Here is a 22,766-nt window from a genome sequence, read left to right on the forward strand (position 1 = left end):
CCTGGCGCGAGCGCACGGTATCGACGCAAGGATAAGCTGCAATGAAATCACCCGTTCTTCATTTGACGCAGGCTGGCCATCTGGACCGTTTCTTCATCGACGGCGAATGGATCGCGCCTGCGGGCACGGAACGCGCCGCCGTGGTCTGCCCTTCCACCGAAGAGACGCTCTGCGAGATCCCGTTGGGGAACGCCAGCGACGTCGAGCGCGCGGTGCAGGCCGCGCGCAAAGCATTCGTGAGTTGGTCGATGACGTCGCCCAAAGAACGCGCCGCGCTACTCGACCGCGTTCACGCCCTCGTCCTCGAACGCGCCGAACTGTTCGCGCTTGCCCTGTCGATGGAAATGGGCGCGCCAATCAGCTACGCGCGCAGTGCCCACGTGCCGCTCGCGGCCGAACATATCCGCGTCGCACGCGACAACCTCGCCACGTACCCGTTCGTCGCCCAGCGCGGCACCACCGCCATCGCCCGCGAACCGATCGGCGTGTGCGCGCTCATCACGCCGTGGAACTGGCCGATCTATCAGATCACCGCGAAAGTCGGGCCGGCATTGGCTGCCGGCTGCACCGTCGTCCTTAAGCCCAGCGAGTTGTCGCCGTTGAGCGCCCTGCTGTTTGCCGAGGTCATCGCCGATGCGGGTGTTCCTGCGGGCGTGTTCAACCTCGTGAGCGGCACGGGCCCCGAAGTGGGGACGGCGCTGTCGTCCCATCCGCAGGTCGATATGGTGTCCATCACCGGTTCGACGCGAGCGGGCGTGCTGGTCGCCCAGGCGGCCGCGCCGACGGTCAAGCGCGTTGCCCAGGAACTCGGCGGCAAGTCACCCAACATCGTGTTGCCTGATGCCGATCTGCCGCGTGCGGTCACGCTCGGCGTAGCGGCCGCGTTTCGCAACATGGGGCAGTCATGCAGCGCGCCGACGCGGCTGATCGTCCCGCGCAGTGTGATGGCCCAGGTGGATGAACTCGCCGTGGCGGCGACGAAGCAGATGATCGTCGGCGATCCGTTCGCCGAGGCGACGACCCACGGTCCGCTTGCGAATCGCGCGCAGTTCAGCCGGGTGCAGCAGATGATCGAAGCGGGCGTGGACGACGGCACGAAGCTGATCGTGGGCGGTCCAGGCAGACCCGCCGGTTTGAATCAAGGCTTCTACGCGCGCCCGACAATCTTCTCGGATGTACGCACGGACATGCCCATTGCCCAGCAGGAAATCTTCGGGCCCGTCCTCGCGATCCTCGCATATGACACGGTGGAAGAAGCCATCACCATCGCGAACGACACCGTGTACGGGCTTGGCGCGCATGTCCAGGGCACGGATAAAACGCTGATGCGCCAGGTCGCCGCACGCATCGAGTCAGGCCAGGTGCATCTGAACTACCCGGCGTGGGACCCGCAGGCCCCGTTTGGCGGCTACAAGCAATCCGGCAACGGCCGCGAGTACGGGATCGAAGGAATGGAAGAGTACATGGAAGTGAAATCGATCCTCGGGTACTACAATTAAGCGATCGCAAGACGTCACGCAGTGACGTCGACAACCTGAAGCTGTCAGCTTTCGAAAAGGTGCTGAGATTGGAAACCGCCGACATTCCCGAGACATCGCTAACCGCGCATCAGCCGCATTGGGCAAAGTTGCGCCGCGACCTTCATGCTCATCCCGAGTTGCGCTTCGAAGAACACAGGACGGCCGACGTCGTCGCGCGTGAGCTCGAGGAACTCGGTTATACGGTATCGCGCGGACTGGGCGGAACGGGCGTCGTGGCTAGCTTGCCGGGCGCGAATCCGGATTGGGGCATCGTGCTGCGTGCGGACATGGATGCGTTGCCCATCCACGAGGCCAACGATTTCACGCACGCGTCGTGCACGCACGGGATCATGCACGCGTGCGGGCACGACGGCCACACGGTGATGCTGCTCGGCGCCGCGCGCATTCTGAAAGGCATGCCGCAATTACCGGGCAGCGTTCATTTCGTGTTTCAGCCGGGAGAAGAAGGCGGCGCGGGCGCGCGAAAGATGATCGACGAGGGTCTCTTTGAGCACTATCCCACCGAGGCGGTGTTCGGCATGCACAACTGGCCTGGATTGCCAGGCGGGCATTTTGGCTTGCGGGTCGGCCCGATCATGGCGGCCGGTTCGCGCTTCAAGATTACCGTCACAGGCAAGGGCGCTCACGCGGCACAGCCACATCTTGGCCTCGATCCTATCCCGCTCGCCTGTTCGATGGTGCTGCACTGCCAGACCATCGCAGCGCGACACAAGGACCCTGTCGATCCCGCCGTGATCTCCGTCTGCATGATCCACGCGGGCGACACCGACAACGTCATTCCGGATAGCGCCGAGCTGCGCGGAACGATACGCACGCTTTCATCGGAACTTCAGCAGAAATTGCAGCGCGACATCCAGTTGATGTGCGAAGGGCTGGCGGCCGCTCACGGCGCTCAGGTCGAAGTCACGTTCTTCCAGTACTATCCGGCGACCATCAACACGCGGGCCGAGACCCAACTATGCGAAGCCGTGATTCGCGAGACTTTCGGCGATGAACGTACGCACGCCGACGTGCCGGCCAACATGACATCGGAAGACTTCGGCTTCATGCTGGAAGAGCGGCCCGGCACGTATGTGCTGATCGGGAATGCCCATGCCGGCACGGCCGCACCGGGTTTGCACAACCCGAAGTACGACTTCAACGACGAGATCATTCCAGCGGGCGTTCAATACTGGATTACGTTGGCACGGCAATACTTCCAGACTCGTGCCGATTGATAACCGGAGAACATCAATCGTTCAGAAGATTGCACTTATCGTTTTACCGTCCAAGGGCCAATATTCCTGAAAGGACCAGAAGCGGACCACCGCAACGTCCGGCATTTCAGGAGACACATCGATGCACCCCTCGCCCTCTACCCTTACGCCGGCACGTTCAAAGGCTGCGGCGGTTTTCCGCGTAACGGCCGGAAACTTTCTGGAGCAGTTCGACTTTTTTCTGTTCGGCTTCTATGCGACCCAGATCGCCAACGTCTTCTTTCCGGCCGCGAGCGAATTTGCCTCGCTGATGATGACCTTCGCGGTCTTCGGCGCCGGTTTTCTGATGCGCCCGCTGGGCGCAATCGTACTCGGCGCTTACATCGACGACGTGGGCCGCCGCAAGGGTCTGATCGTGACGCTCTCGATCATGGCGACCGGCACCATCCTGATCGCGTTCGTACCGGGCTACGCGACCATTGGCCTTGCGGCGCCCGCGCTGGTGCTGATCGGGCGGCTCTTGCAGGGCTTTTCCGCGGGTGCGGAGCTGGGCGGCGTCTCGGTGTACCTGGCCGAGATGGCCACGCCCGGCCGCAAAGGCCTCTTCACGAGCTGGCAGTCCGCGAGCCAGCAGGTGGCGATCGTCGTGGCCGCGGCCCTCGGCTTCGCGCTCAACCAGTCGCTGGACGCCGCCACCATCGCGGCGTGGGGATGGCGCGTACCGTTCTTCGTCGGCTGCATGATCGTGCCGTTCATCTTCATGCTGCGTCGCAATCTGCAGGAAACCGAGGAATTCAAGGCCCGTCAGCATCGCCCGAACATGAAGGAGGTCTTGCGCACGCTGGTCGAGAACTGGACCGTCGTGATTGCAGGCATGATGCTGGTGGCGATGACCACCGCGAGCTTCTATCTCATCACGGTCTACGCACCGACTTTCGGCAAGACGGTCCTGCACCTGAGCACCGCCGACAGTTTGCTCGTGACCCTATGTGTCGCCGTATCGAACTTCGTGTGGCTGCCGATCGGCGGAGCCCTCTCCGACAGGATCGGTCGCCGGCCGCTGCTCGTCGCCATGACGCTGCTCGCCATCCTGACCGCATACCCGGCATTGTCGTTTCTCGCTCACGCGCCGAGCTTCGTCAACATGCTGCTCGCACTCCTTTGGCTCTCGTTCATGTACGGCATCTATAACGGCGCGATGGTCGTCGCGCTGACGGAAGTGATGCCGGCGCAGGTACGCGTCGCGGGCTTCTCGCTCGCCTATAGCCTCGCGACGGCAGTATTCGGCGGTTTCACGCCGGCGATCTCCACAGCACTCATTCACATGACCGGCGACAAGGCTGCACCCGGCTACTGGATGAGCTTCGCCGCGGCGTGCGCCCTTCTTGCGACATTCGCCCTGTATCGCCGCCGTGCAGCGACGCTAACTCCCGCGCACTAATTCGTCTCTGGTTCTGCATGTTTGCAGACACACGCAATCCGACACGGCTACCATCATGAAAAAACTGTTTCTGAAATTTTGCGCGGCAACGCTCGTTGCAACCTCGGCCGCGGCGGCAAACGTGCAGGCCGCCGACCTGCACGTCATGAGCTCGGGCGGTTTTACGGCGGCGTACAAGGTGCTCGGTCCCAGGTTCGCGTCCGAGACGGGCAACACGCTGGACACCGCGCTGGGTCCGTCAATGGGCAAATCGCCTGAAGCGATCCCCAACCGGCTTGAACGCGGCGAACCCGCGGATGCCGTCATCATGGTTGGATACGCACTCGACGATCTGATCAAGCAAGGCAAGGTCATTCCTGGATCGCGGGTCGATCTGGCGGATTCGCGCATCGGCATGGTCGTGCGCGAAGGCGCGACGAAGCCTGATATCAGCTCCCCGGACGGGCTCCGGCAGACCCTGCTGCATGCGAAGTCGATCGCCTACTCGGACAGCGCAAGCGGTGTCTATATCGAGCGGGAGTTGTTCAAGAAGCTCGGCATCGAAGATCAGGTCAAGTCGAAGGCGAAGATGATCCCGCGCATTCCAGTCGCCTCGGTGGTGGCGAACGGCGATTACGAAATCGGCTTCCAGCAGGTGAGCGAGTTGCTGCCCGTCAAGGGTGCGACCTTCGTCGGGAAGATTCCCGAGTCACTGCAATCGGTCACGCGTTTCGCCGCCGGCATTCCTGTCGGTGCACAGCATCCGAAGGAAGCGAAAGCCCTCCTCGACTATCTCGCTTCGCCCGGCGTACAGACAGACGTGAAATCGACCGGGCTCGACACCGTTTCCTCTCATTGACGCGGACCTGAACGAAGGCTCGCTTCAGGCGGCCTTCCTCTCAGGTGCCCGGCGTATTCCTCGCGGAGCGGTCCGCGCCGCCCGGCGCCATCGCCCCGAGCATCTGCGCGAGACGCGTACGATCGCAAGCCCCTTCCCACATCGAAACGAAGATCACTGCGCAGGCGTTGCTGATCACGCTCGTCAGGGCGCGCGCCTCGGACATGAAACGGTCGATGCCGACCAGTAGCGCCACTCCCGCTACGGGCAAATCGGGAATCACTGTCAGCGTCGCGACCAGCGCCACGAGTCCGCTACCCGACACGCCGGCCGCCCCTTTTGAGGTAAGCAGCATAACCGCGAGCATTATCGCGATTTGCGGCGCGGTAAGCGGCACGTCGCACGCCTGCGCTATGAACACCGAGGCGAGTGTCAAATAGATCGCGGTGCCGTCGAGATTGAACGAATAGCCGGCGGGCAGCACAAGTCCCACCACCCCCTTGTCGCAGCCGAGCGCCTCCAGCTTCGCGATCAGGCGCGGCAGCACCGGCTCCGTCGACGACGTCGCGAGAACGATCAGCAACTCCTCGCGCAGATAGCGCAGCAGCCGCCAAAGCGCGAACCCGTGGAGCCGCGCAAGCGGGGCGAGCACCAGTGCAACGAACAGCAGGCACGCCACGTAGAAGGACACCATCAGCATGCCGAGTGAGCCGACCGAACGGATGCCGAAGCGGCCCACCGTGAACGCCATCGCGCCGAATGCGCCGAGCGGCGCCAGTCGCATGATCATCGCGAGGATGCGAAAGAGGGTCTGCGCGATGCCGTCGATGAGAGCGAGCACCGGCCTGCCCGCCTTCGGATAGGCATTGAGCGAAAAACCGAAGAGCAGCGAGAGAAGCAACACCGGCAACACCTCGCCCTTGTCGAGGGCGCCAAGCATCGTCTCAGGGATGACATTCAGCGCGAATGCGACCAGGCCGCGAGGCTGCGCGTGCTTGCCATATTGCGCGAGGATACTTGTGTCGAGATGCTGCGCGTCGATGTGCATACCCGCGCCGGGCTGGAGCACGAAAGCGGTGACGAGGCCAAGTGCGAGCGCCACGGCGGTCAGCAAATAGAAGAGCCCCAGCGCCTGAAAGATCGTGCGCGCGATCGCCTTCCCGCTCGCGAGCGACGTGATCCCCGAGACGATAGTGCAGAAAACGATCGGCGCAATCATCATCTTCACCAGACCGACGAACGCGTCGCTGAAAGGTCTGAGACGCGCACCGACTTCAGGCAGGAAATGACCGAGCGCGATGCCGAGCACCACGCCCAGCAGGACCTGCACATAGAGTGAACGAAGCGGTTTCGCCACCCTCACGATGCGGTCTTCCCGCCTGGCTGCTTTTTCGCTGGCGCGTCATTGTCCGACGCGTCGCTCTTTGCGACGCCGCCGCGCCTCATCTCGACAACGGCTTTGTGAAACTCCAGCGCGGCCGGTGTAAGCGGACGTCCGCGGCGTGTCACGATGCCCACTCGCCGCTTCACCACCGGTTCGACGAGCGGCACGCTTGTGAGGATGGGGTGTTCGCGTCCGGGCATGGCCATCGACGGCACCGCGGCGACGCCCAGCCCCGCTTCGATCAGACCGAGCATGGTGGTGACGTGGCGCGTCTCGCAGACGCTCGGTGCACGCGGCGCTACCGCCGAAAGCGCCTGGTCGAGCAGAAGGCGGTTGCCGGAAGTCTTGTCAAGAGACACGTACTGGTGCTCGTAAAGCTCGTTCCATGTCACGCGTTTCTTGAGGGCGAGCGGGTGGTCACGACGGCAAGCGGCAACGAAGCGCTCCTGCAGCAGCACCTTGAACTCGACCTCGGACTCCTGGCTGCCCATGAAACTCACGCCGAAGTCGGCCTCACCGCTGATGACGGCACCAAGCACCTCATTCGCGCTCGAATCCAGCAGCTTGACCCGGATGCGCGGAAAGCGGCGATGATAGCTCGCGATGACGTTCGGCAAAAAATAGTAGGCGACCGAAGGCACGCAGGCGATCGTCACATGGCCCATTCGGCTGGAAGAAACATCGCGGATGCCGAGCAGTGCGACGTCCAGATCGTTGAGCAGTTGTTCCGCGCTCGGGGCGAACACACGGCCCACGGTGGTGAGCGTGACACTGCGCGTGGTGCGCTCGAAAAGACGCACACCGAGCGCCTCCTCGAGTTTTTCGATGCGGCGGCTTAAGGCCGGCTGCGAGATGCTGACCGCCTCGGCGGCCTTGCGGAAGCTCCCCAGCTCCACCACCGCGCGAAACGCCTGCAAGTCGTTCAAATCGAAGTTGACGCCCACGGATCACTCTCCACATTTTCGATGTGGACATTTTGCCTCACGCGGCTCATGAATCAACTCGAGTGGGTCATTGCGCGACAACGGTGCTTCGATGGAGAGGAGCGGTATCGTGATTGCAGGCTAAATTTTGTTTGCAACTGTGATTTCGAAGCACGCGAGTCGCAGGCCAGACTGGTTTGCGAGCCGCGCGCCATGAACCTACTACGACCTCTTTATATCGATCATCTCGCCTGCGCCACCTGAACAGCTACGATTTGCGAGCCAACCCAGGCCAGGCGTGCTTTCAGCGCGTGTTCAAAGAAGCGCGATCACCCGCACGTCGCCCTGCTCCGCCGAGGCCACGACCTTATCGCCGATGCGGCGGAACGTGATCGACACCGAGGCATCGCCCACCCGCAGGTCGCCCACTTCGAGCCAGTCGATGCCTTCGGGCAGCATCGGCTGCTCGATCAGCACTTCGCGCCGCTCGGCGTCGATCGTGATGCCCAGACACGCTTCGAGCATCATGAATGGCGAGCCCGCTGCCCATGCCTGCGGCAGACAGGCGACCGGATACGCGGTGGGCGGCTCGCCGCGCCGCCGTGGAAAGCCGCAGAAGAGTTCAGGCAAGCGCATGTCGAAGTTGACCGCCGCCTGAAACAGCGCCTGCAACAGACGCACCGCCGCTGCCTTGCCGCCGTAGCGCGACAGGCCGCGCGCGCAGAGCGCGTTGTCGTGCGGCCAGACTGAGCCGTTGTGGTACGCCATCGGGTTGAAACGCGACTGGCTCGCGGCCAGCGTGCGCACACCCCAGCCGGTGTGGAACAGCGTGGAGTCGAGCGCGCGCACCACCGATTCGCCACGCTCGCGCGAAGGCAGACCGAAGGCCAGCAAGTGTCCCGCGTTCGAGGCCATCACGCGGCACAGGTCGCCGTGTCCGTCGAGCGCGATGCCGTAGAAACCGGCCTCCTCCATCCAGTACTTTTCTTCGACGCACTGGCGGATTTTCTTCGCCCGCTCGCTGTATTGCTCCGCCGCGTCATGCAGGCCGCGCAGCTTCGCGAAGTGCGCCATGGTGTCGAAGGCGGCGCTCGCGTAGGCCTGCACTTCGACGAGCGCAATCGGGCCGTCGGGGAAGCGGCCGTCGGCGTGGAAGACAGAGTCGTGGCTGTCCTTCCAGCCTTGATTCGCGAGACCGCCGTCCGATTCGCGCTGATAGTCCAGCAGGCCGTAACGGTTCTTGTCGCACACGCCCGCGACCCACTGCGCCGCGCGCTCCAGCGCCGGCCACAATTCGTCGATCAATGCCAGGTCGGATGTGCGTGCCGCATAGGCGCCAGCCAGCACGATGAACAACGGCGTGGTGTCGACGCCGCCGTAGTACAGCGCGAACGGCACTTCGCCGGTGGCGGCCATCTCGCCCTTGCGCATCTCGTGCATGATCTTGCCGGGCGCGGCATCGCGAAACGGCGAGTTCTCGCGCGCCTGATGTTCGGCGAGAAAGCGCAATACGCCCGCGGCCAATTGCGGCTGCAGCCAAAGCGTCTGAAGCGACGTGATGACCGCATCGCGGCCGAACGGCGTGGAGAACCACGGAATGCCGGCATACGGATACGGACCGGTCACGAGGTCCGTGGTCAGGAGGCCAAGGTCGGCGAGCGAGCGGTCGATCCACGCATTGAACAGCGGATTGCTCGAACGCACGCGCGCGGTGACGCGGCGGCGCTCGCGCATCACGAGGTGGGCGTCGACGAGCGCGGCGCGCACAGCCGCGCGGCCGACACGCGGACGCTCGGCGTCGATCTGCGACAGGTGCGCTTCGCTCAATGCATGCGTGGGCTGCGAGACGCCGGCAATCGGCTTGTCGGTCTGCGCCACGACCTGCACCGACACCGACAGATAGATCGACACACACGCCTGAGCCGGCAGCTTGACGGTGTAATCGGCGCGGTCGGCGAACAGTTTGTCCGGTTCGGGCGAGAAAGCGATCCGCACATTGCGCGCCACGTCGTCGAGGCCCACGTAGCCGAGCAGCACTTCCCGATTCTCGACGCGCGCCGGTTCGACGCGGCCCTGCTTTTCGCGCTTCAGGCCGCGCACTTCGAACATGTCGCGAAAGTCGCTGGCGAACGAGATGGACAACGGCACCACGGCGTCGCTCGTGCCGTAGTTGGTGAGTTCGATGGCTTCGTTGAGCACGGTGCCCGACAGCACCCGCACGCGCTCGACGTGGATCACGCCCTCGGGCGTGCTGTCACCGCCGAGCGGCGGCAACGGACGATTGGTCAGATGCGCGGTGAACGACGTATTGTCGCTGCTGACGCTGCCTGATAACAGCGACGGCGCGCGTCCGCCGAAAGTGAGGCGCAGTTGCGAGAGAACCCGGGTGTCGTTGACGAACAGGCCGTCGTCGTGGCCGGTAATATCGCCAAGCGGATCGTTGACAATGAAGGTGTCGCCCGACTTCAGCACATGCTGAGTGGCGCTCGCCACATTGAGGTTTTCTGTCGGGATGAATGCGCCGTCCGGCTCGGGTTCGCGGTGATCGATTCCGCCCGAAAGGCCGCCGAGGGCTTCTGGCTGCTGCATCAGGGTCACTCCTATGGGTTCGCTGTTGCGTTCGGTCTACATCCGGTTGCTACCTGAGTCGCTTCCGATTGTAGAGGGTCTGTCCGCATCAGACGAACTTATCACAGGGGAGTTTCGGTTTTTTTTCAGTGGCACAGGACGTGCAGAGGAAGGGCGCGGCGCTCCTCGTGAGAGCGCCGCGCGGGCGTCGGGCGGGTGACTCCCCGACGCTTTAGCGTTTGGCCAGCGGCGTGGCTTCGCGTTGCGATTCGCCGACGAACAGCTGACGCGGACGGCCGATCTTCTGTTCCGGATCGGCGATCATTTCGTTCCACTGCGCAATCCAGCCGACCGTACGTGCCATCGCGAAGATACACGTGAACATGGCCGTCGGAATGCCGAGCGCGCGCTGCACGATACCCGAATAGAAGTCGACGTTCGGATAGAGCTTGCGCGACACGAAGTATTCGTCTTCTAGCGCGATCTTTTCGAGCGCCATGGCGAGCTTGAACAGCGGGTCGTCGTGCAGGCCCAACTCTTCCAGCACTTCGTGGCAAGTCTCGCGCATCAGCTTTGCGCGCGGATCGTAATTCTTGTAGACGCGGTGACCGAAGCCCATCAGCTTCACGCCGGAATCCTTATCCTTCACCTTCGCGATGAATTCGGGGATGTTGTCCACCGAGCCGATTTCTTCCAGCATGTTCAGCGCGGCTTCGTTCGCGCCGCCGTGCGCCGGGCCCCACAAACATGCGATACCGGCCGCGATACACGCGAACGGATTCGCGCCCGACGAACCGGCGAGACGCACGGTCGAGGTCGATGCATTCTGCTCGTGGTCCGCATGCAGGATCAGGATGCGGTCAAGCGCGCGCACCAGCACGTCGTTGACCTTGTACTCTTGCGCCGGGCTCGAGAACATCATGCGCATGAAATTCGCGCTGTACGACAGGTCGTTCTTCGGATAAACGAACGGCTGACCCACGGTGTATTTGTACGCCATCGCCACCAGCGTGGGCAGCTTCGCGATCATGCGGATGGCGGAGATATCGCGGTGCAGCGGATTGCCGATGTCTAGCGAGTCGTGATAGAACGCCGACAGCGCGCCGACCGCGGCGACCAGAATCGCCATTGGGTGCGCGTCGCGGCGGAAACCGCGGAAGAAGAAGTGCATCTGGTCGTGCACCATCGTGTGCTGCGTGACGGTCTTGACGAACTCTTCCTTCTGCTGCGCGTTCGGCAATTCGCCCTTCAGCAGCAGGTAGCAGGTTTCGAGGAAGTCGGCGTTCTGCGCCAGATTGTCGATCGGATAACCGCGGTACAGCAGCTCGCCTTTGTCGCCGTCGATATAGGTAATTTCGGAGTTGCATGCCGCCGTCGACATGAAGCCCGGGTCGTACGTGAACTTGCCGGTCTGGCCGTATAGCTTGCGGATGTCGATCACATCCGGTCCGAGCGTGCCCTGATAAATCGGCAAATCAATCGTCTGGTCGCTGTCGGAAAAGCTCAGCGTTGCGTGTGTCTTCGAGTTCATCTACACGTTCCTTTTACTTTCACATCGCACACGTGCCGGCATGCTCGATCGTCGTAAGCGCTTTGGCATGCTCAGGCTCCGCTCGGCATTTTAAGGTCCCGTGGTCCTCCTATTGCGACGATTGACCGCAACAATGCATCTCGGCTGGCGCAACATTGGTTACCGGCATTTCCTCCTACAAGGCCCGGCGTCGCGGCGATAGCGGCTGCGCGCCGCCCTGCACGCACTGCCAGCAAAATGAAAGCTGAGCGCTTACCGCAACAATGTGTTGCGACAGGCGGGCTGCGAAGGCAAGGGGGCATCTGCGATACTGCATTCGTGTTTTGCTTCCCCTGCGAACACATCGCTGTATTTGGCCCGCCGTCCTGCGGCGGGCTTTTTTAATCAGCCAGAAGAACAGGAACGACCACATGAACGCCTCGCTCGAAACGCTATTTCCGGATCACGTCCACACCGACGAGAACATCGTCACCGCGCTGAATCACCAGGACATTGTCGTCGCGCTCTCGGCAGCGCTGAAGACGCAAGACGTGGCGGTGTTGCATATGCTGTACCCGCGTACCGACGCGCGCACGCATCGCAGCCTCGATGCGCTCGTGGATGTGCTGCACGGCCACGGCCTGCATGAAGTCGCGGATCTGATCGCGCAGGAAGCGCACTATCTGCTGTTCAAAGACCCCGTGAAGGCGTGGAAAGCGTTCCACGAAATTCGCAACGACTCGCTCGCGATCGGCGTGCATCTGTACTATCACGGCCTCGTCGGCGAGGCGGCGGAACGCGCGCTCGATAAAGACGCGCATCGCAAGGCATAAGCTCGAGCGTTTGAAGGGTTGCCGGGATCGAGCCAGCTTGCGGAGCATCGTCGCGAGCGCGAGCCACCCGGCGCGGTGCTGTCGTGCATTGATTGCACGTTTATTACGCGCTCATTGCGCTCATTGCGCTTGTTGCCCGCTCACTGACCGAATGAATTCGTCGACGTAGCGATTGAACGCCGACGGATGCGCAAGGTTCATCCCGTGCGAAGCGCCGCGCACCGTTTCGCGGCGCGCATCCGGCAGCCAGTTTTGCAGCGCGGCCACGGTACGGTGAAACATCTCGGGACTTTTTTCTCCGTCGATCAGCAGAACCGGGCAGCGCACCTCGGCGGCTTGCTCGGGAACATAGGCGGGCAACGGATCGCGGAATTGACGCGCGAGCGTGTGCGCGTTGTCGGTTGCCATTCTGCGAAAACCGGGCGTGCTCATTGCCCAGAATCCGGGCCGGCTCACCGAGTCGACGAACAGTTGCAGGCCCGCCTCCACGTCCCCGCTTTCGATGAGTTGCGCCGCTTTCGCGCGCAACGCATTGACCGGCTCCGGCAAACTCGCGGGCGAGCGTCCGGCAATCTGCAACGGACCGCCCGGGTCGGCGAGCGTCAACGTCCGCACGTGTTCAGGATGACGCCGCGCGGAATGAAACGCCACGCAACCGCCGCGCGAATGTCCCACCACGTGCGCCGGCCCCACGCCGAACCGCTCGATGAATTCCGCCACTTCGTTCGCGTGCTCGCTCCAGCTGAACGGCAGGCCGGGCTCGGTATCGGTATCGGCCGCCGGCCAGTAGTGCGTAAGACTCACCGCGACACAACGATAGTGCTTCGATAGGCCCGCGAGTTGCGGTTGCCAGTAGCGGTAGTCGCACAACGAACCGTGCACGAACAGCAGCAGCTCACCTTCGCCGGCTTGCACGTAAGGCATGCGCAAACCGTTTCGCAGTTCGATGAAAGATGCCGAAGAAGACGCAGCGCGCACAGATTGATTCACGAGTAGTTGCGGGTAGCCCGGCAGCGCCTGAGCGCGGCGCTGTCGGCTCGACATGGAATGAGGGAAAGGAAACGCGCACACGTCCCTGAATCTGGGACGTGAAGCGTATTGTCACATAGCCGGTGGAGCGGCGTAGCAGGCTGCTTCAGAGCGTGCGTTAGCGGCCGGGCGCGAGCATGGCGATGGCATCAGCGCCGCATCAGCGCGGCAAGCCCCGCGCGCAAACTCATTCGTAAGCGAATTCATCCAGCAGACCGGCGGTGGCCGCCGTGCCCGCGCCGCGCACCGCGCAGGTCAGCGGTTCATCGGCGACGCGCACGTCGAGGCCGATTTCGTCCGTCAGGCGGCGGCTCAGGTTGCCGAGCAGCGCACCGCCGCCCGTCAGCACGATGCCGTTGCTGGCGATGTCGGTCACCAGTTCGGCCGGCGCCTCCTCGAGCCCGCGCTTGACCGCGCCGATCATCTGACGCAGCGGACCTTCGATCGCATCGGCGATATCGTGGTTGCTCAGTTGAACCGTGCGCGGCAGGCCGTCGTCGACGCTGCGGCCGGTCGCGTTCATATGCTCGCGCGGCACGTCGCGCATGGCCGAGCCGATGTTTTTCTTGACGTGTTCAGCGGTCTGTTCGCCGAGCAGCACGCCGTACAGATTGCGCACGTAGCTCACGATCGCCATGTCGAAGCTATCGCCGCCCACGCGGATCGAGCCGCTATACGCCATGCCGCCGAGCGCGATCACGCCGACTTCCGTCGTGCCGCCGCCGATATCGACCACCATCGAACCGGTCGCCTCCGACACCGGCAAACCGGCGCCGACCGCCGACGCCAGCGATTCGCCGATCAGGCTCACCTTCCACGCGCCGGCCGCCACGGCCGCTTCCTTGATCGCGCGGCGCTCGACCTGGGTCGCGCCGGCCGGCACGCACAAGGTGAACGCGGCGCGGCGGCTGAACAGCGGCCGCGGGCGCGCCATCTCGACGAATTGCTTGATCATGTGTTCGGCGGCGGAGAAGTCGGCGATCACGCCGTAGCGCATCGGCCGCACCGCTTCGAGGTTGGTCGGCGCGCGGCCCAGCATCTGGCGCGCCTGGGTGCCGACCGCGGCGACGCGCTTTGGCCGGTCAGCCGTGTCTTTCTGGAAGCACACGACGGACGGCTGATTCAGCACGATGCCGCCGTCGTCGGTATAGATCAGGGTGTTGGCCGTGCCGAGGTCCACCGTCACGGATTGACGGAACAAGCGATCGAAAAGCGGGTAATGCGGCGTCGGTCTGGCCATGGAAAGGCTCTGATGTGTCGCTGATGTGTCGTATCCGCCCGTACCGGGCAGTCTGGAAAATGCGCCCCCGGTCACCCGAGCCGCTTGGGCCGCCCTGTCGGGCGTTCCGCGGTCCGCGCGGCGGGGGTGATTTTCATGCTTATGAGCAGTTAACGGCAAGCAGATCAGAATCTTTAGCGCCGCTTTTCGATCTGAGCGTGTCAGCCGCGCGACAAAGCGCCCAGCGCGTGTTCCAGCGCCTCCTGGCCGAGCGCGACGCCGTCGGCGTTGATCGTGTGGCCGATGCCGGGCAGCGCATAGGCGTCGACGGTATAGCCGGCGCTGCTGAAAGCGTCGGCGGCGGATTCGAGTTCCTGCACCGGGATCACCTCGTCGTCCTCGCCGTGGATCAGCGTGAGCGCGGTGCCGTTTTGCGCGACGATCACCGAGGCGAGCCGCCCCGAATACGCGACCACACCGGCCGCGCCTTCCGCGCTGGCCGCCACGTGGTGCATCGCCATGATCGAGCCTTGCGAGAATCCGACCAGCGCGAGGCGCCCGAACGACACCTGCCAGTGCGCGAGTTCGGTTTCGAGCATGCGCCGCATCGCCGGATAGGCCGCGGCGACGCGGGCCTCGCGATTGCCTTCGTTGACGTCACGCAGGCTGAACCACTGGCGCCCGCCGAAGCCGCCGTCGAAGGCGTCGGTGCCGTCAAGCGAGGTGAAGGCCACGTCGGGCAGGCTCTCGCTCCAGATGTCCGCCAGCGGCATCAGATCGCGCGCATTGCTGCCGACGCCGTGCATCAGCACCACCAGCCCTTTGGCAGGCGCGCTCACCGGCGCGCGCCGCCAGCCGTGTTCGAATTGCTCCCAGGCCATATTCGTTCCTTTCTCTCTTGATTCGTGGATGGTCGTCCCGCACGCGCGGATGCACGGTGTCGTTATGGATAGCGCCGTGCGCTGCGTGCAGCCTCAGCCGCGAGCATACGCTGCCGGATTTGTTTTCGCCCCCGCCTTTGCGCGCGCCGATGACGTCCAAACGTGAATGCAGGTATGCTTTTGCGAGCATTCAGCGGACCTGCGGCCCGGCGCATCGCACCGGCATGAAATACAACCTCAACGCAGCCAGTCCGCGGCACACCGATCCGGAGAACCGCTTGAGCCAGCCCCCTTCAGCGCCCGCCGCGGCGCCGCCCGCACCACCGCCGCCGCTGAAGGGCGGCCAGCTGGTGCTCGCCACGATTGCCGTCGCGCTCGCCACCTTCATGAATGTGCTGGACACGTCGATCGCGAACGTTGCGATTCCAACCATTTCGGGCAACCTCGGCGTCTCGGTGGATGAAGGCACGTGGGTCATCACCGTGTTCGCCGCGGCCAACGCCGTGTCGATCCCGCTCACCGGCTGGCTCACGCAACGCATCGGCCAGGTGAAGCTGTTCGTCGGCGCGATCCTGATGTTCGTGCTGGCGTCTTGGTTGTGCGGCATTGCGCCGACGCTGCCGATCCTGCTGCTCGCACGGGTTTTCCAGGGCGCCGTGGCCGGCCCGCTGATTCCGCTGTCGCAAGCCATTCTGCTCGGCTCGTATCCGAAGGAGAAATCCTCGACCGCGCTTTCCTTATGGGCGATGACCGCGACCGTCGGCCCGATCGCGGGCCCGGCGCTAGGCGGCTGGATCACGGATAGTTACAGCTGGTCATGGATCTTCTACATCAACATTCCGGTCGGCATTTTCGCGGCCGGCGTCACGTGGATGATCTATCGCACCCGCGAGTCGCCGACCCGCAAACCGCCCATCGACATGGTCGGACTCGGTCTGCTGATCACGTGGGTCGCCTCGCTGCAGATCATGCTGGACAAGGGCAAGGATCTCGACTGGTTTTCGTCGCCGGTGATCGTGATTCTCGGCATCACCGCGCTCATCAGCTTCGCGTTCTTCCTCGTGTGGGAATTGACCGAGGACAATCCGATCGTCGATTTGCGGCTGTTTCAGCAGCGCAATTTTCTCGGCGGCACGATTGCGATTTCGGTCGCGTATGGCGTGTTCTTCGGCAATCTCGTGCTGCTGCCGCAATGGATGCAGGAGTATCTGAATTACCGTTCCGTCGACGCCGGTCTCGTCACCGCCCCGCTCGGCATATTCGCGGTGATCCTCGCGCCGGTAATGGGCCGCGTGCTGCCGCGCTCGGACGCGCGCGTGATCGCCACGATGGCGTTTATCGGCTTCGCGATCGTGTTTTACATGCGCTCGAAGTATGTGATCGAGATCGACACGTGGCATCTGGTCCTGCCGACGCTGCTGCAAGGCATTCCGATGGCGCTGTTCTTCGTGCCGCTGACCGCGATCATCCTGTCCGGCCAGCCGCCAGGCAAGATTCCCGCGGCGGCGGGTCTGTCCAATTTCGCCCGCGTATTTTGCGGCGCGGTGGGCACCTCGGTCGCCGGCAACGAATGGAACAACCGCACCGTGCTGCATCACGCGCGGCTCACCGAGCAGGCCTCCATCAATAACCCGACGTTCAATCAGCAGATCGATTCGACCCAGTCGCTGCTGCATATGAATCCGCAATCGGCCCATGCGTTGTTCGATTTCACCGTCAACACGCAGGCGGCCATGATGGGCCTGAACGATATCTTCTTCATCTCGGCGGTCATCTTCATTCTGATCATTCCGCTGATCTGGATCACGCGGCCGGCCAAGGGCGGCGGCGGCCCGGACGCGGCCGGCGCGCACTGAGCGCGGCGGTGTCCTCGAGGCGGCCTCGGACAGTCTGCTACCGCGGGCGGGCGACGGTGATGCGTTAGCGGAAATAACGCGCGGGCGTGTCGCCGAACGCATCCCGGAACACCGCAATGAACGACGACACGTCGCTGTAGCCCACTTCGAGCGCCACCTGCGTGACGCTCGCACCGCCGCCGAGGTGTTCCAATGCGACCAGCAGGCGAAGTTGCTGGCGCCACTGCCCGAAGGTTTGCCCCGTTTCCTTGACGAACAGCCGCGCCGCCGTTCGGGCCGTCACGCCGGCCGCCGCGGCCAGCTCTTCGAGTACCGCAGCGTCGGCCGGATTGGCGCTCAGCGCGTCGGCGATCCGCTGGGCGCGTGGATCGCGCGGCCAGTTCAACCCTAGCGGCACGGTGCGCAGACCCGGCAGCCGGTCCAGCAACACTTGCACGAGACGCGCGGCCGGTTCGTCGAACGGTTGGTCGTGCGGCAGATCGGCCGCGGCGATCAGCAACGCCCCCACCAGCGGGTCGGGCACGACGGCGCCGCTGTGCGGCGCAAGCGGCGCGGCGTCAGGCGCGACATGGAGCGAATGAAATTCGACGGGACTGGCGGCGGACAAACGGTGCAGCAGACCCGCGGGCATCCAGACCGCGTGACCCGGCGGCACCACCCAGCGCTCGGTTTCGGTGCGCACGATCAGCACCCCGGCGCTCACGTGGATCAGCCGCGCGCGACGATAGGCGCCCAACGGTTCGTCCAGCGTCTCGTGGTGCTCGCGGATCACGAAGACCGGTTGCTCGACGCCGTCTGGATCAAAAGTCTCCATCGTGGAGTCCGTTTTGCCCGGTTGTTGCCGGAAAGGCAGCAAGATTAGCATAGCCGGTGGAGGCGCTCGCCGAACGTCGCTTGTGCCGGATTGCGGCGCACGGCGCTGTGCCGCACGAGCAATTCGCTCCGGCTTGCCAGTAGAATTGCGGCTCCAACGGTCCGAGCCCAATGAACTACGCATCCATCCTCGAACAGATCCGCGGCGATCTGCAGCCTTTTCTGGGCACCGGCAAGGTGGCCGATTACATTCCGGAACTCGCCACGGTGCCCGCCGACAGTTTCGGCATGGCGATCGTCACGGCGTCGGGTGAAATTTTCCGCACCGGCGAGGCCGACACGCGCTTTTCCATTCAGAGCATTTCCAAGCTGTTCGCCTGCACGCTCGCGTTCCAGTTGCTCGGCGACGCACTGTGGGAACGGGTCGGCCGGGAGCCCTCGGGCACCGCGTTCAATTCGCTCGTCCAGCTCGAAAGCGAGCGCGGCAAGCCGCGCAATCCGTTCATCAACGCCGGCGCGCTGGTCGTGACCGATGTGCTGTGCCGCCGCTTCGTGCAGGCCGAGACGGCGCTGGTCGAATTCATGCGACGGCTGACGGGCGAAACGAGCATCGACTACGATTCGCGCATCGCTCAGTCGGAGCTGCAGCACGCCCACCGCAACCGCGCGATGGCGCACTTCATGGCGAGCTTCGGCAACATGGAGATGCCGCCAGAAGTGGTGGTCGATGCTTATTGCCGTCAATGCGCGATCTCGATGAGTTGCGTCGAGCTGGCGAAGGCGGCGCTGTTCCTGACCAATCATGGCGTGGCGCCGGTCACCGGCGAACGGATTCTCGACACGAGTTCGGCCAAGCGCCTTTCCGCGCTGATGCTGACCTGCGGCACTTACGACGCGGCGGGCGATTTCGTCTACCGGGTCGGCTTGCCGGCGAAAAGCGGCGTGGGCGGCGGGATCGTCGCCGTGCTGCCGGGCGAGATGGCGGCATGCGTGTGGTCGCCGGCGCTGGATAGCAATGGCAACTCGGCGGCGGGCGTGCTGGCGCTGGAGTGGTTGACAACTTATACGGGGCAGTCGATTTTTTGAGTGTGTTGGCCGGGTGAGCGCGCGGCGCTCACCCGCCCTTGCGCCGCCCCGAGCCGCTTCTTCAGCACAGAAAGAGCCTCAAAGTCTCAAAAGCCGGACAGCACGATCTTGCCGCGTGCCTTGCCGCTCTCGAGCAAGGCATGGGCGCGGCGCAGATTGGCCGCGTTGATGGTGCCGAAATGGTCCGCCAGCGTCGTGCGCAGTACGCCCGCGTCGACCAGCCTGGCGACCCGGACCAGAATATGGTGCTGCTCGATCATGTCCGGGGTCTGGTACATCGAGCGGGTGTACATCAATTCCCAGTGCAGCGAGATGCTCTTGGGCTTGAGGATCGGCACGTCGAGCGACTCGGGGTCGTCGATCAGCCCCAGCCTGCCCTGCGGCGCCAGCATCTCGGCGATTTCAACCAGGTGCTTGTCAGTGTGGGTCAGGCTCGCCACGTAACCGACCTCATCAATGCCAAGGCCGCGCAGCTGCGCCGGCATCGGCTTCGTGTGGTCGATCACATGGTGCGCACCAAGCTCGCGCACCCACTCCTGTGTTTCCGGCCGCGATGCGGTGGCGACCACGGTCAGGCCGGTCAGCTGGCGCGCCAGCTGGATCAGTATCGAGCCGACGCCGCCGGCGCCGCCGATGACCAGCAGCATTCCGATTGGGTCTTTGCCTTCGCGCACTTGCAAACGGTCGAACAGCAACTCCCACGCCGTGACCGAGGTCAGCGGCAGCGCGGCCGCTTCCTCGAAGCTGAGGCTCGTCGGCATCGGACCAACGATGCGCTCGTCGACCAGGTGCAGCTCGCTGTTGGTGCCTGCCCGCAACAGCGAACCGGCGTACATGACGCGATCGCCGGGTTTGAACAGGGTTACTTTGTCGCCCACGGCGCGCACCACGCCGGACGCATCCCAGCCCAGCACCTTTGGAACCACTGGGGGCGGCAGCACGCCGCCGCGGATCTTGGTATCGACCGGGTTCACGGAGACCGAATGCACTTCCACCGACAGGTCATACCCGGTTGGCTCAGACTCGGGTAACGTGGTGTCGGTCAGGGCATCCGGCGAATCGAGCGGAACCGACTCGTTATAGACAACAGCTTTCATAGGTACTCCATAAAAATGACTGTTTCAGTTACAGCGAGTGAAGGTTGTTCACCTCACTAATACAGTCAGAACACATAGGGTAATGACGTGCCTGTTCGTGGCGCCTCGCGCCATGAATGAACTGAATGCTGTGCACTGACGCTCAGTAGTAGTGGCGCAGATCGATCATCGTATAGGCAAGTGTATCGAATGCGTAGTGGACCGGCACAGGCGCTGCACAGGCTATGTTTCTGGTTAAACGCAGGTATTGCGATGAGATCGTGTGCTCGCATTCAGCGTCGACGGTCCAACAATGCCTGGCGGCGACGCGTTTCCTGAGTATGGCGCGCAAACCGGGGAGATCTGCGATGAGAACCGACGCCGACATCAAGCGACCCGCGCCATATGCCACCGAACTTCTATTACGACCAGGAGGATTTCCTTCGGGAAAGTTCAGTCGGCAAGTCATGGTCCTGGACTGCACTTCGTCCCGAGGGTGTTGCAGGGGTTGCCGTAGGCAATCCCATGAATCTGCTGATGGTGATTGCTGTCTATGGAACGATAGCGAAGGCCCTAGGCGTTCCCATGTCTTTTCCCGGCCCGCGCGCCGCTTACGACGCGCTCTACCAGATCACCGATACCCGAATTCTCGCGAGCGCCGTCGATTGGGCAGGCGAGACCGCCGCATGCCGAGGCGAGATCTACAACATTACGAATGGCGATTACTTCAGATGGTCCCGCGTCTGGCCGCGTCTGGCGGAGTTTTTCGATGTGCCGGTCGGCGAACCGTTCCCCATGTTGTTACAGAAGATGATGGCCGACAAGGCTGAATGGTGGAACAGGCTGGTCGAGAAGCACAACCTTCGAGACTACCCGTACGAGCAAATCGTGTCGTGGAAGTTTGGCGACATGATTTTCAAAACGACCTTCGACAACATCACCAGCACGATAAAGGCGCGCAAACATGGCTTCCATGATTGCATCGACTCAGAGGAAATGTATATCGAAATGCTGACCGAACTCAGGGAGCAACGTTACATTCCCTGAAGGGTTTTGTCGCGCGAAGGCCGTCATATAAAAATTCAGCAACCGAAATTTACATGACCGCGATGCCCATAACGGGCAAGACGCCGCGCAAGACATTATCGCCGGGGAGCAAGCGAATTGTCCTGCGCGTAACATCAGACGATTTGCACACACCTCCCTACACTGCAAATAAACAACACTCCGTCACTGGTATCTTTGCCTCCACGAAATGACGGGCTACGCTCCCCTTCACGGTTCCGTTTTCGAGCGTCGAGAAATCCTCCCAGCCACTCACCAATTACTGGGGATTACTAATGAACAAAATACTTATTTTCACCGCCGCCGGCGCGCTTTTCGCTGCCGCGGCGTCCTCGGCATTCGCCCAAAGCTCGGTCACGCTGTACGGCATCGTCGATGAAGCCATCCGCTATCAGACGAATGCCGGCCCCGGTGGCAAAGACCAGGTCGCCATGACGTCCGGCCCCGAAACCCACAGCCGCTGGGGCTTGAGGGGCAGCGAGGATCTGGGGGATGGCTGGTCCGCAATCTTCCGCCTTGAAAACGGCTTCGAAGCCTTTAATGGGCAACTACATGTCCCTGGCACACTGTTCAGCCGGCAAGCTTTCGTGGGCCTGTCGAACAAAACGTGGGGCTCGCTGACCTTTGGCAGGCAATATGCGCCGGCCTACGACACCTTGGGCGATATCTTCGACCCGCTGACCGTTGGCAACTACTGGCAAAACAGCTGGATGTATAACGGCATCGGCCCTTACCTGGAAATCAACAACTCGGTCAAGTACAAGGGCAGCTTCTATGGCCTCGATGTCGATGCCCTTTACGGCTTTGGCAACCAGGCGGGCGCGGTCGGCCTCGGCGCCACCTATGCCGTGGAACTGACGTACACATACGGCCCTGCCATGCTCAACGCCGGCTTCCAGCAGGTTTCCGTTCCGACATCCGCAACGGGCTCTTCGGTTGGCACCAGTGTCGGCAGCCCAATCAACGGCGCCAAGACCAACTTCCTGCACATCAGCGGCGCGTTTCAGGTCACCCACGACATCCGCCTCCTGGCCGGCTGGCTGCGGGGGCAGGACCGTACTGGTTTGACCGACAGCTACATGCAGCAATCTGGCGCGCCGACACTAAAAGGCGGCAGCCCCAACCGAATCGACGACACCTATTACGTCGGTGCGAACTGGCACGCCATGTCTGCACTGCTCTTTACGTTCGCCTACTACTACGGGCAGACCCGCAATGCTGAACTGCTCGACGGCACGCTCGGCAGAGGGGTGAACCAGTCGGCCACCGTTCTCGCCGAATACTCGTTCACGAAACGCACCGAAGTCTACGGGATCACAGACTTCGCGCGCGGCACAGGCGCCTTCTCCGCCGACTACCCCGGCGGGGTCAACGGCCAGGGCGTTCCGACCAACACCATTGGCCGGACCAATCAGGTAGGCGTGGCAATCGGACTTCGCACGATCTTCTAAACATGGGTTCGTATCCTCCGACGAGGACCCGCGTCGAGTGCACGGGCCGGCGCAATAGCGTCAGCTTGTGCGCCCTT

The 22,766-nt window shown here is 63.2% G+C and carries 18 protein-coding genes; 9 read left to right on the forward strand and 9 right to left on the reverse strand.

What is annotated here, in order from left to right; genetic code table 11:
• Positions 1-41 precede the first annotated feature (41 nt).
• The 4 genes from BPHYT_RS27405 to BPHYT_RS27420 all read left to right on the forward strand — a co-directional run bounded on the left by BPHYT_RS27405 (position 42) and on the right by BPHYT_RS27420 (position 5,016).
• Positions 42-1,499, forward strand: a complete 1,458-nt coding sequence (locus BPHYT_RS27405; RefSeq protein WP_012427381.1) for an aldehyde dehydrogenase family protein — start codon at positions 42-44, stop codon at positions 1,497-1,499.
• Between the two features lie 68 nt (positions 1,500-1,567).
• Entirely contained in the window at positions 1,568-2,758 is a 1,191-nt protein-coding gene (locus tag BPHYT_RS27410) for a M20 aminoacylase family protein (protein ID WP_012427382.1), read from the forward strand.
• A 121-nt stretch (positions 2,759-2,879) separates the two neighbouring features.
• A complete protein-coding gene (gene tcuC, locus BPHYT_RS27415; protein ID WP_012427383.1) occupies positions 2,880-4,178 on the forward strand; it encodes an MFS transporter in 1,299 nt (432 codons plus the stop codon).
• A 55-nt stretch (positions 4,179-4,233) separates the two neighbouring features.
• The gene (locus BPHYT_RS27420) at positions 4,234-5,016 is read left to right on the forward strand and encodes a substrate-binding domain-containing protein (protein WP_012427384.1); all 783 of its coding nucleotides are present in this window, start codon (positions 4,234-4,236) and stop codon (positions 5,014-5,016) included.
• A 40-nt stretch (positions 5,017-5,056) separates the two neighbouring features.
• On the opposite strand, the gene dctA is transcribed toward BPHYT_RS27420, so the two are convergent.
• The 4 genes from dctA to gltA all read right to left on the reverse strand — a co-directional run bounded on the left by dctA (position 5,057) and on the right by gltA (position 11,401).
• Entirely contained in the window at positions 5,057-6,358 is a 1,302-nt protein-coding gene (gene dctA / locus BPHYT_RS27425) for a C4-dicarboxylate transporter DctA (protein ID WP_012427385.1), read from the reverse strand.
• A complete protein-coding gene (locus BPHYT_RS27430; RefSeq protein ID WP_012427386.1) occupies positions 6,355-7,323 on the reverse strand; it encodes a LysR family transcriptional regulator in 969 nt (322 codons plus the stop codon). Before BPHYT_RS27430 ends, dctA begins: the two co-directional genes overlap by 4 nt.
• A gap of 294 nt (positions 7,324-7,617) precedes the next feature.
• A complete protein-coding gene (locus BPHYT_RS27435; protein ID WP_012427387.1) occupies positions 7,618-9,891 on the reverse strand; it encodes an amylo-alpha-1,6-glucosidase in 2,274 nt (757 codons plus the stop codon).
• Between the two features lie 211 nt (positions 9,892-10,102).
• Positions 10,103-11,401: a citrate synthase gene (gene gltA / locus BPHYT_RS27440; RefSeq protein ID WP_012427388.1), complete on the reverse strand. Its 1,299-nt coding sequence runs from the start codon at positions 11,399-11,401 to the stop codon at positions 10,103-10,105.
• A gap of 410 nt (positions 11,402-11,811) precedes the next feature.
• Here gltA and BPHYT_RS27445 point away from each other — a divergent pair, with 410 nt between their 5' ends.
• Complete coding sequence (locus BPHYT_RS27445; RefSeq protein WP_012427389.1) at positions 11,812-12,213, forward strand: hypothetical protein; 402 nt, start codon at positions 11,812-11,814, stop codon at positions 12,211-12,213.
• Positions 12,214-12,333: 120 nt separating this feature from the next.
• Here BPHYT_RS27445 and BPHYT_RS27450 read toward each other — a convergent pair whose 3' ends face one another.
• The 3 genes from BPHYT_RS27450 to BPHYT_RS27460 all read right to left on the reverse strand — a co-directional run bounded on the left by BPHYT_RS27450 (position 12,334) and on the right by BPHYT_RS27460 (position 15,342).
• Positions 12,334-13,137: an alpha/beta fold hydrolase gene (locus tag BPHYT_RS27450; protein ID WP_041759675.1), complete on the reverse strand. Its 804-nt coding sequence runs from the start codon at positions 13,135-13,137 to the stop codon at positions 12,334-12,336.
• Between the two features lie 292 nt (positions 13,138-13,429).
• Positions 13,430-14,482, reverse strand: a complete 1,053-nt coding sequence (gene mreB / locus BPHYT_RS27455; RefSeq protein ID WP_012427391.1) for a rod shape-determining protein — start codon at positions 14,480-14,482, stop codon at positions 13,430-13,432.
• A 200-nt stretch (positions 14,483-14,682) separates the two neighbouring features.
• Positions 14,683-15,342, reverse strand: a complete 660-nt coding sequence (locus tag BPHYT_RS27460) for an alpha/beta hydrolase (RefSeq protein ID WP_012427392.1) — start codon at positions 15,340-15,342, stop codon at positions 14,683-14,685.
• A gap of 224 nt (positions 15,343-15,566) precedes the next feature.
• On the opposite strand from BPHYT_RS27460, the gene BPHYT_RS27465 reads away from it, so the two are divergent.
• Positions 15,567-17,198, forward strand: a complete 1,632-nt coding sequence (locus tag BPHYT_RS27465) for a DHA2 family efflux MFS transporter permease subunit (RefSeq protein WP_012427393.1) — start codon at positions 15,567-15,569, stop codon at positions 17,196-17,198.
• Between the two features lie 64 nt (positions 17,199-17,262).
• Here BPHYT_RS27465 and BPHYT_RS27470 read toward each other — a convergent pair whose 3' ends face one another.
• A complete protein-coding gene (locus BPHYT_RS27470; RefSeq protein WP_012427394.1) occupies positions 17,263-18,012 on the reverse strand; it encodes an AraC family transcriptional regulator in 750 nt (249 codons plus the stop codon).
• Between the two features lie 170 nt (positions 18,013-18,182).
• Between BPHYT_RS27470 and BPHYT_RS27475 the strand changes: the two genes are divergently transcribed.
• A complete protein-coding gene (locus BPHYT_RS27475; protein WP_012427395.1) occupies positions 18,183-19,097 on the forward strand; it encodes a glutaminase in 915 nt (304 codons plus the stop codon).
• A gap of 86 nt (positions 19,098-19,183) precedes the next feature.
• Here BPHYT_RS27475 and BPHYT_RS27480 read toward each other — a convergent pair whose 3' ends face one another.
• Positions 19,184-20,194, reverse strand: a complete 1,011-nt coding sequence (locus BPHYT_RS27480; protein WP_012427396.1) for a zinc-binding alcohol dehydrogenase family protein — start codon at positions 20,192-20,194, stop codon at positions 19,184-19,186.
• A gap of 384 nt (positions 20,195-20,578) precedes the next feature.
• On the opposite strand from BPHYT_RS27480, the gene BPHYT_RS27485 reads away from it, so the two are divergent.
• Together BPHYT_RS27485 and BPHYT_RS27490 are read left to right on the forward strand one after the other, a co-directional pair.
• Positions 20,579-21,220 carry a Rossmann-fold NAD(P)-binding domain-containing protein gene (locus BPHYT_RS27485; RefSeq protein WP_012427397.1) on the forward strand — a complete coding sequence of 214 codons (642 nt, stop codon included), beginning with the start codon at positions 20,579-20,581 and terminating at the stop codon, positions 21,218-21,220.
• Between the two features lie 293 nt (positions 21,221-21,513).
• Positions 21,514-22,689 (forward strand): porin, encoded by a 1,176-nt coding sequence (locus BPHYT_RS27490; RefSeq protein WP_012427398.1) that lies wholly within the window; start codon positions 21,514-21,516, stop codon positions 22,687-22,689.
• The last annotated feature ends 77 nt before the right edge of the window (positions 22,690-22,766 follow it).

The sequence above is a fragment of the Paraburkholderia phytofirmans PsJN genome (assembly GCF_000020125.1).
Classification (GTDB): Bacteria; Pseudomonadota; Gammaproteobacteria; order Burkholderiales; family Burkholderiaceae; genus Paraburkholderia; species Paraburkholderia phytofirmans.

Bases quoted from the DNA above. Each gene is read 5' to 3' on its own strand.
- BPHYT_RS27475 (WP_012427395.1), top strand. From the start codon at position 18,183: ATGAACTACGCATCCATCCTCGAACAGATCCGCGGCGATCTGCAGCCT.
- BPHYT_RS27445 (WP_012427389.1), top strand. From the start codon at position 11,812: ATGAACGCCTCGCTCGAAACGCTATTTCCGGATCACGTCCACACCGAC.
- BPHYT_RS27465 (WP_012427393.1), top strand. From the start codon at position 15,567: ATGAAATACAACCTCAACGCAGCCAGTCCGCGGCACACCGATCCGGAG.
- BPHYT_RS27405 (WP_012427381.1), top strand. From the start codon at position 42: ATGAAATCACCCGTTCTTCATTTGACGCAGGCTGGCCATCTGGACCGT.
- tcuC (WP_012427383.1), top strand. From the start codon at position 2,880: ATGCACCCCTCGCCCTCTACCCTTACGCCGGCACGTTCAAAGGCTGCG.
- BPHYT_RS27420 (WP_012427384.1), top strand. From the start codon at position 4,234: ATGAAAAAACTGTTTCTGAAATTTTGCGCGGCAACGCTCGTTGCAACC.
- BPHYT_RS27450 (WP_041759675.1), bottom strand. From the start codon at position 13,137: ATGCCTTACGTGCAAGCCGGCGAAGGTGAGCTGCTGCTGTTCGTGCAC.
- BPHYT_RS27470 (WP_012427394.1), bottom strand. From the start codon at position 18,012: ATGGAGACTTTTGATCCAGACGGCGTCGAGCAACCGGTCTTCGTGATC.
- BPHYT_RS27460 (WP_012427392.1), bottom strand. From the start codon at position 15,342: ATGGCCTGGGAGCAATTCGAACACGGCTGGCGGCGCGCGCCGGTGAGC.
- mreB (WP_012427391.1), bottom strand. From the start codon at position 14,482: ATGGCCAGACCGACGCCGCATTACCCGCTTTTCGATCGCTTGTTCCGT.
- BPHYT_RS27480 (WP_012427396.1), bottom strand. From the start codon at position 20,194: ATGAAAGCTGTTGTCTATAACGAGTCGGTTCCGCTCGATTCGCCGGAT.
- BPHYT_RS27435 (WP_012427387.1), bottom strand. From the start codon at position 9,891: ATGCAGCAGCCAGAAGCCCTCGGCGGCCTTTCGGGCGGAATCGATCAC.
- BPHYT_RS27490 (WP_012427398.1), top strand. From the start codon at position 21,514: ATGAACAAAATACTTATTTTCACCGCCGCCGGCGCGCTTTTCGCTGCC.
- BPHYT_RS27485 (WP_012427397.1), top strand. From the start codon at position 20,579: ATGCCACCGAACTTCTATTACGACCAGGAGGATTTCCTTCGGGAAAGT.
- gltA (WP_012427388.1), bottom strand. From the start codon at position 11,401: ATGAACTCGAAGACACACGCAACGCTGAGCTTTTCCGACAGCGACCAG.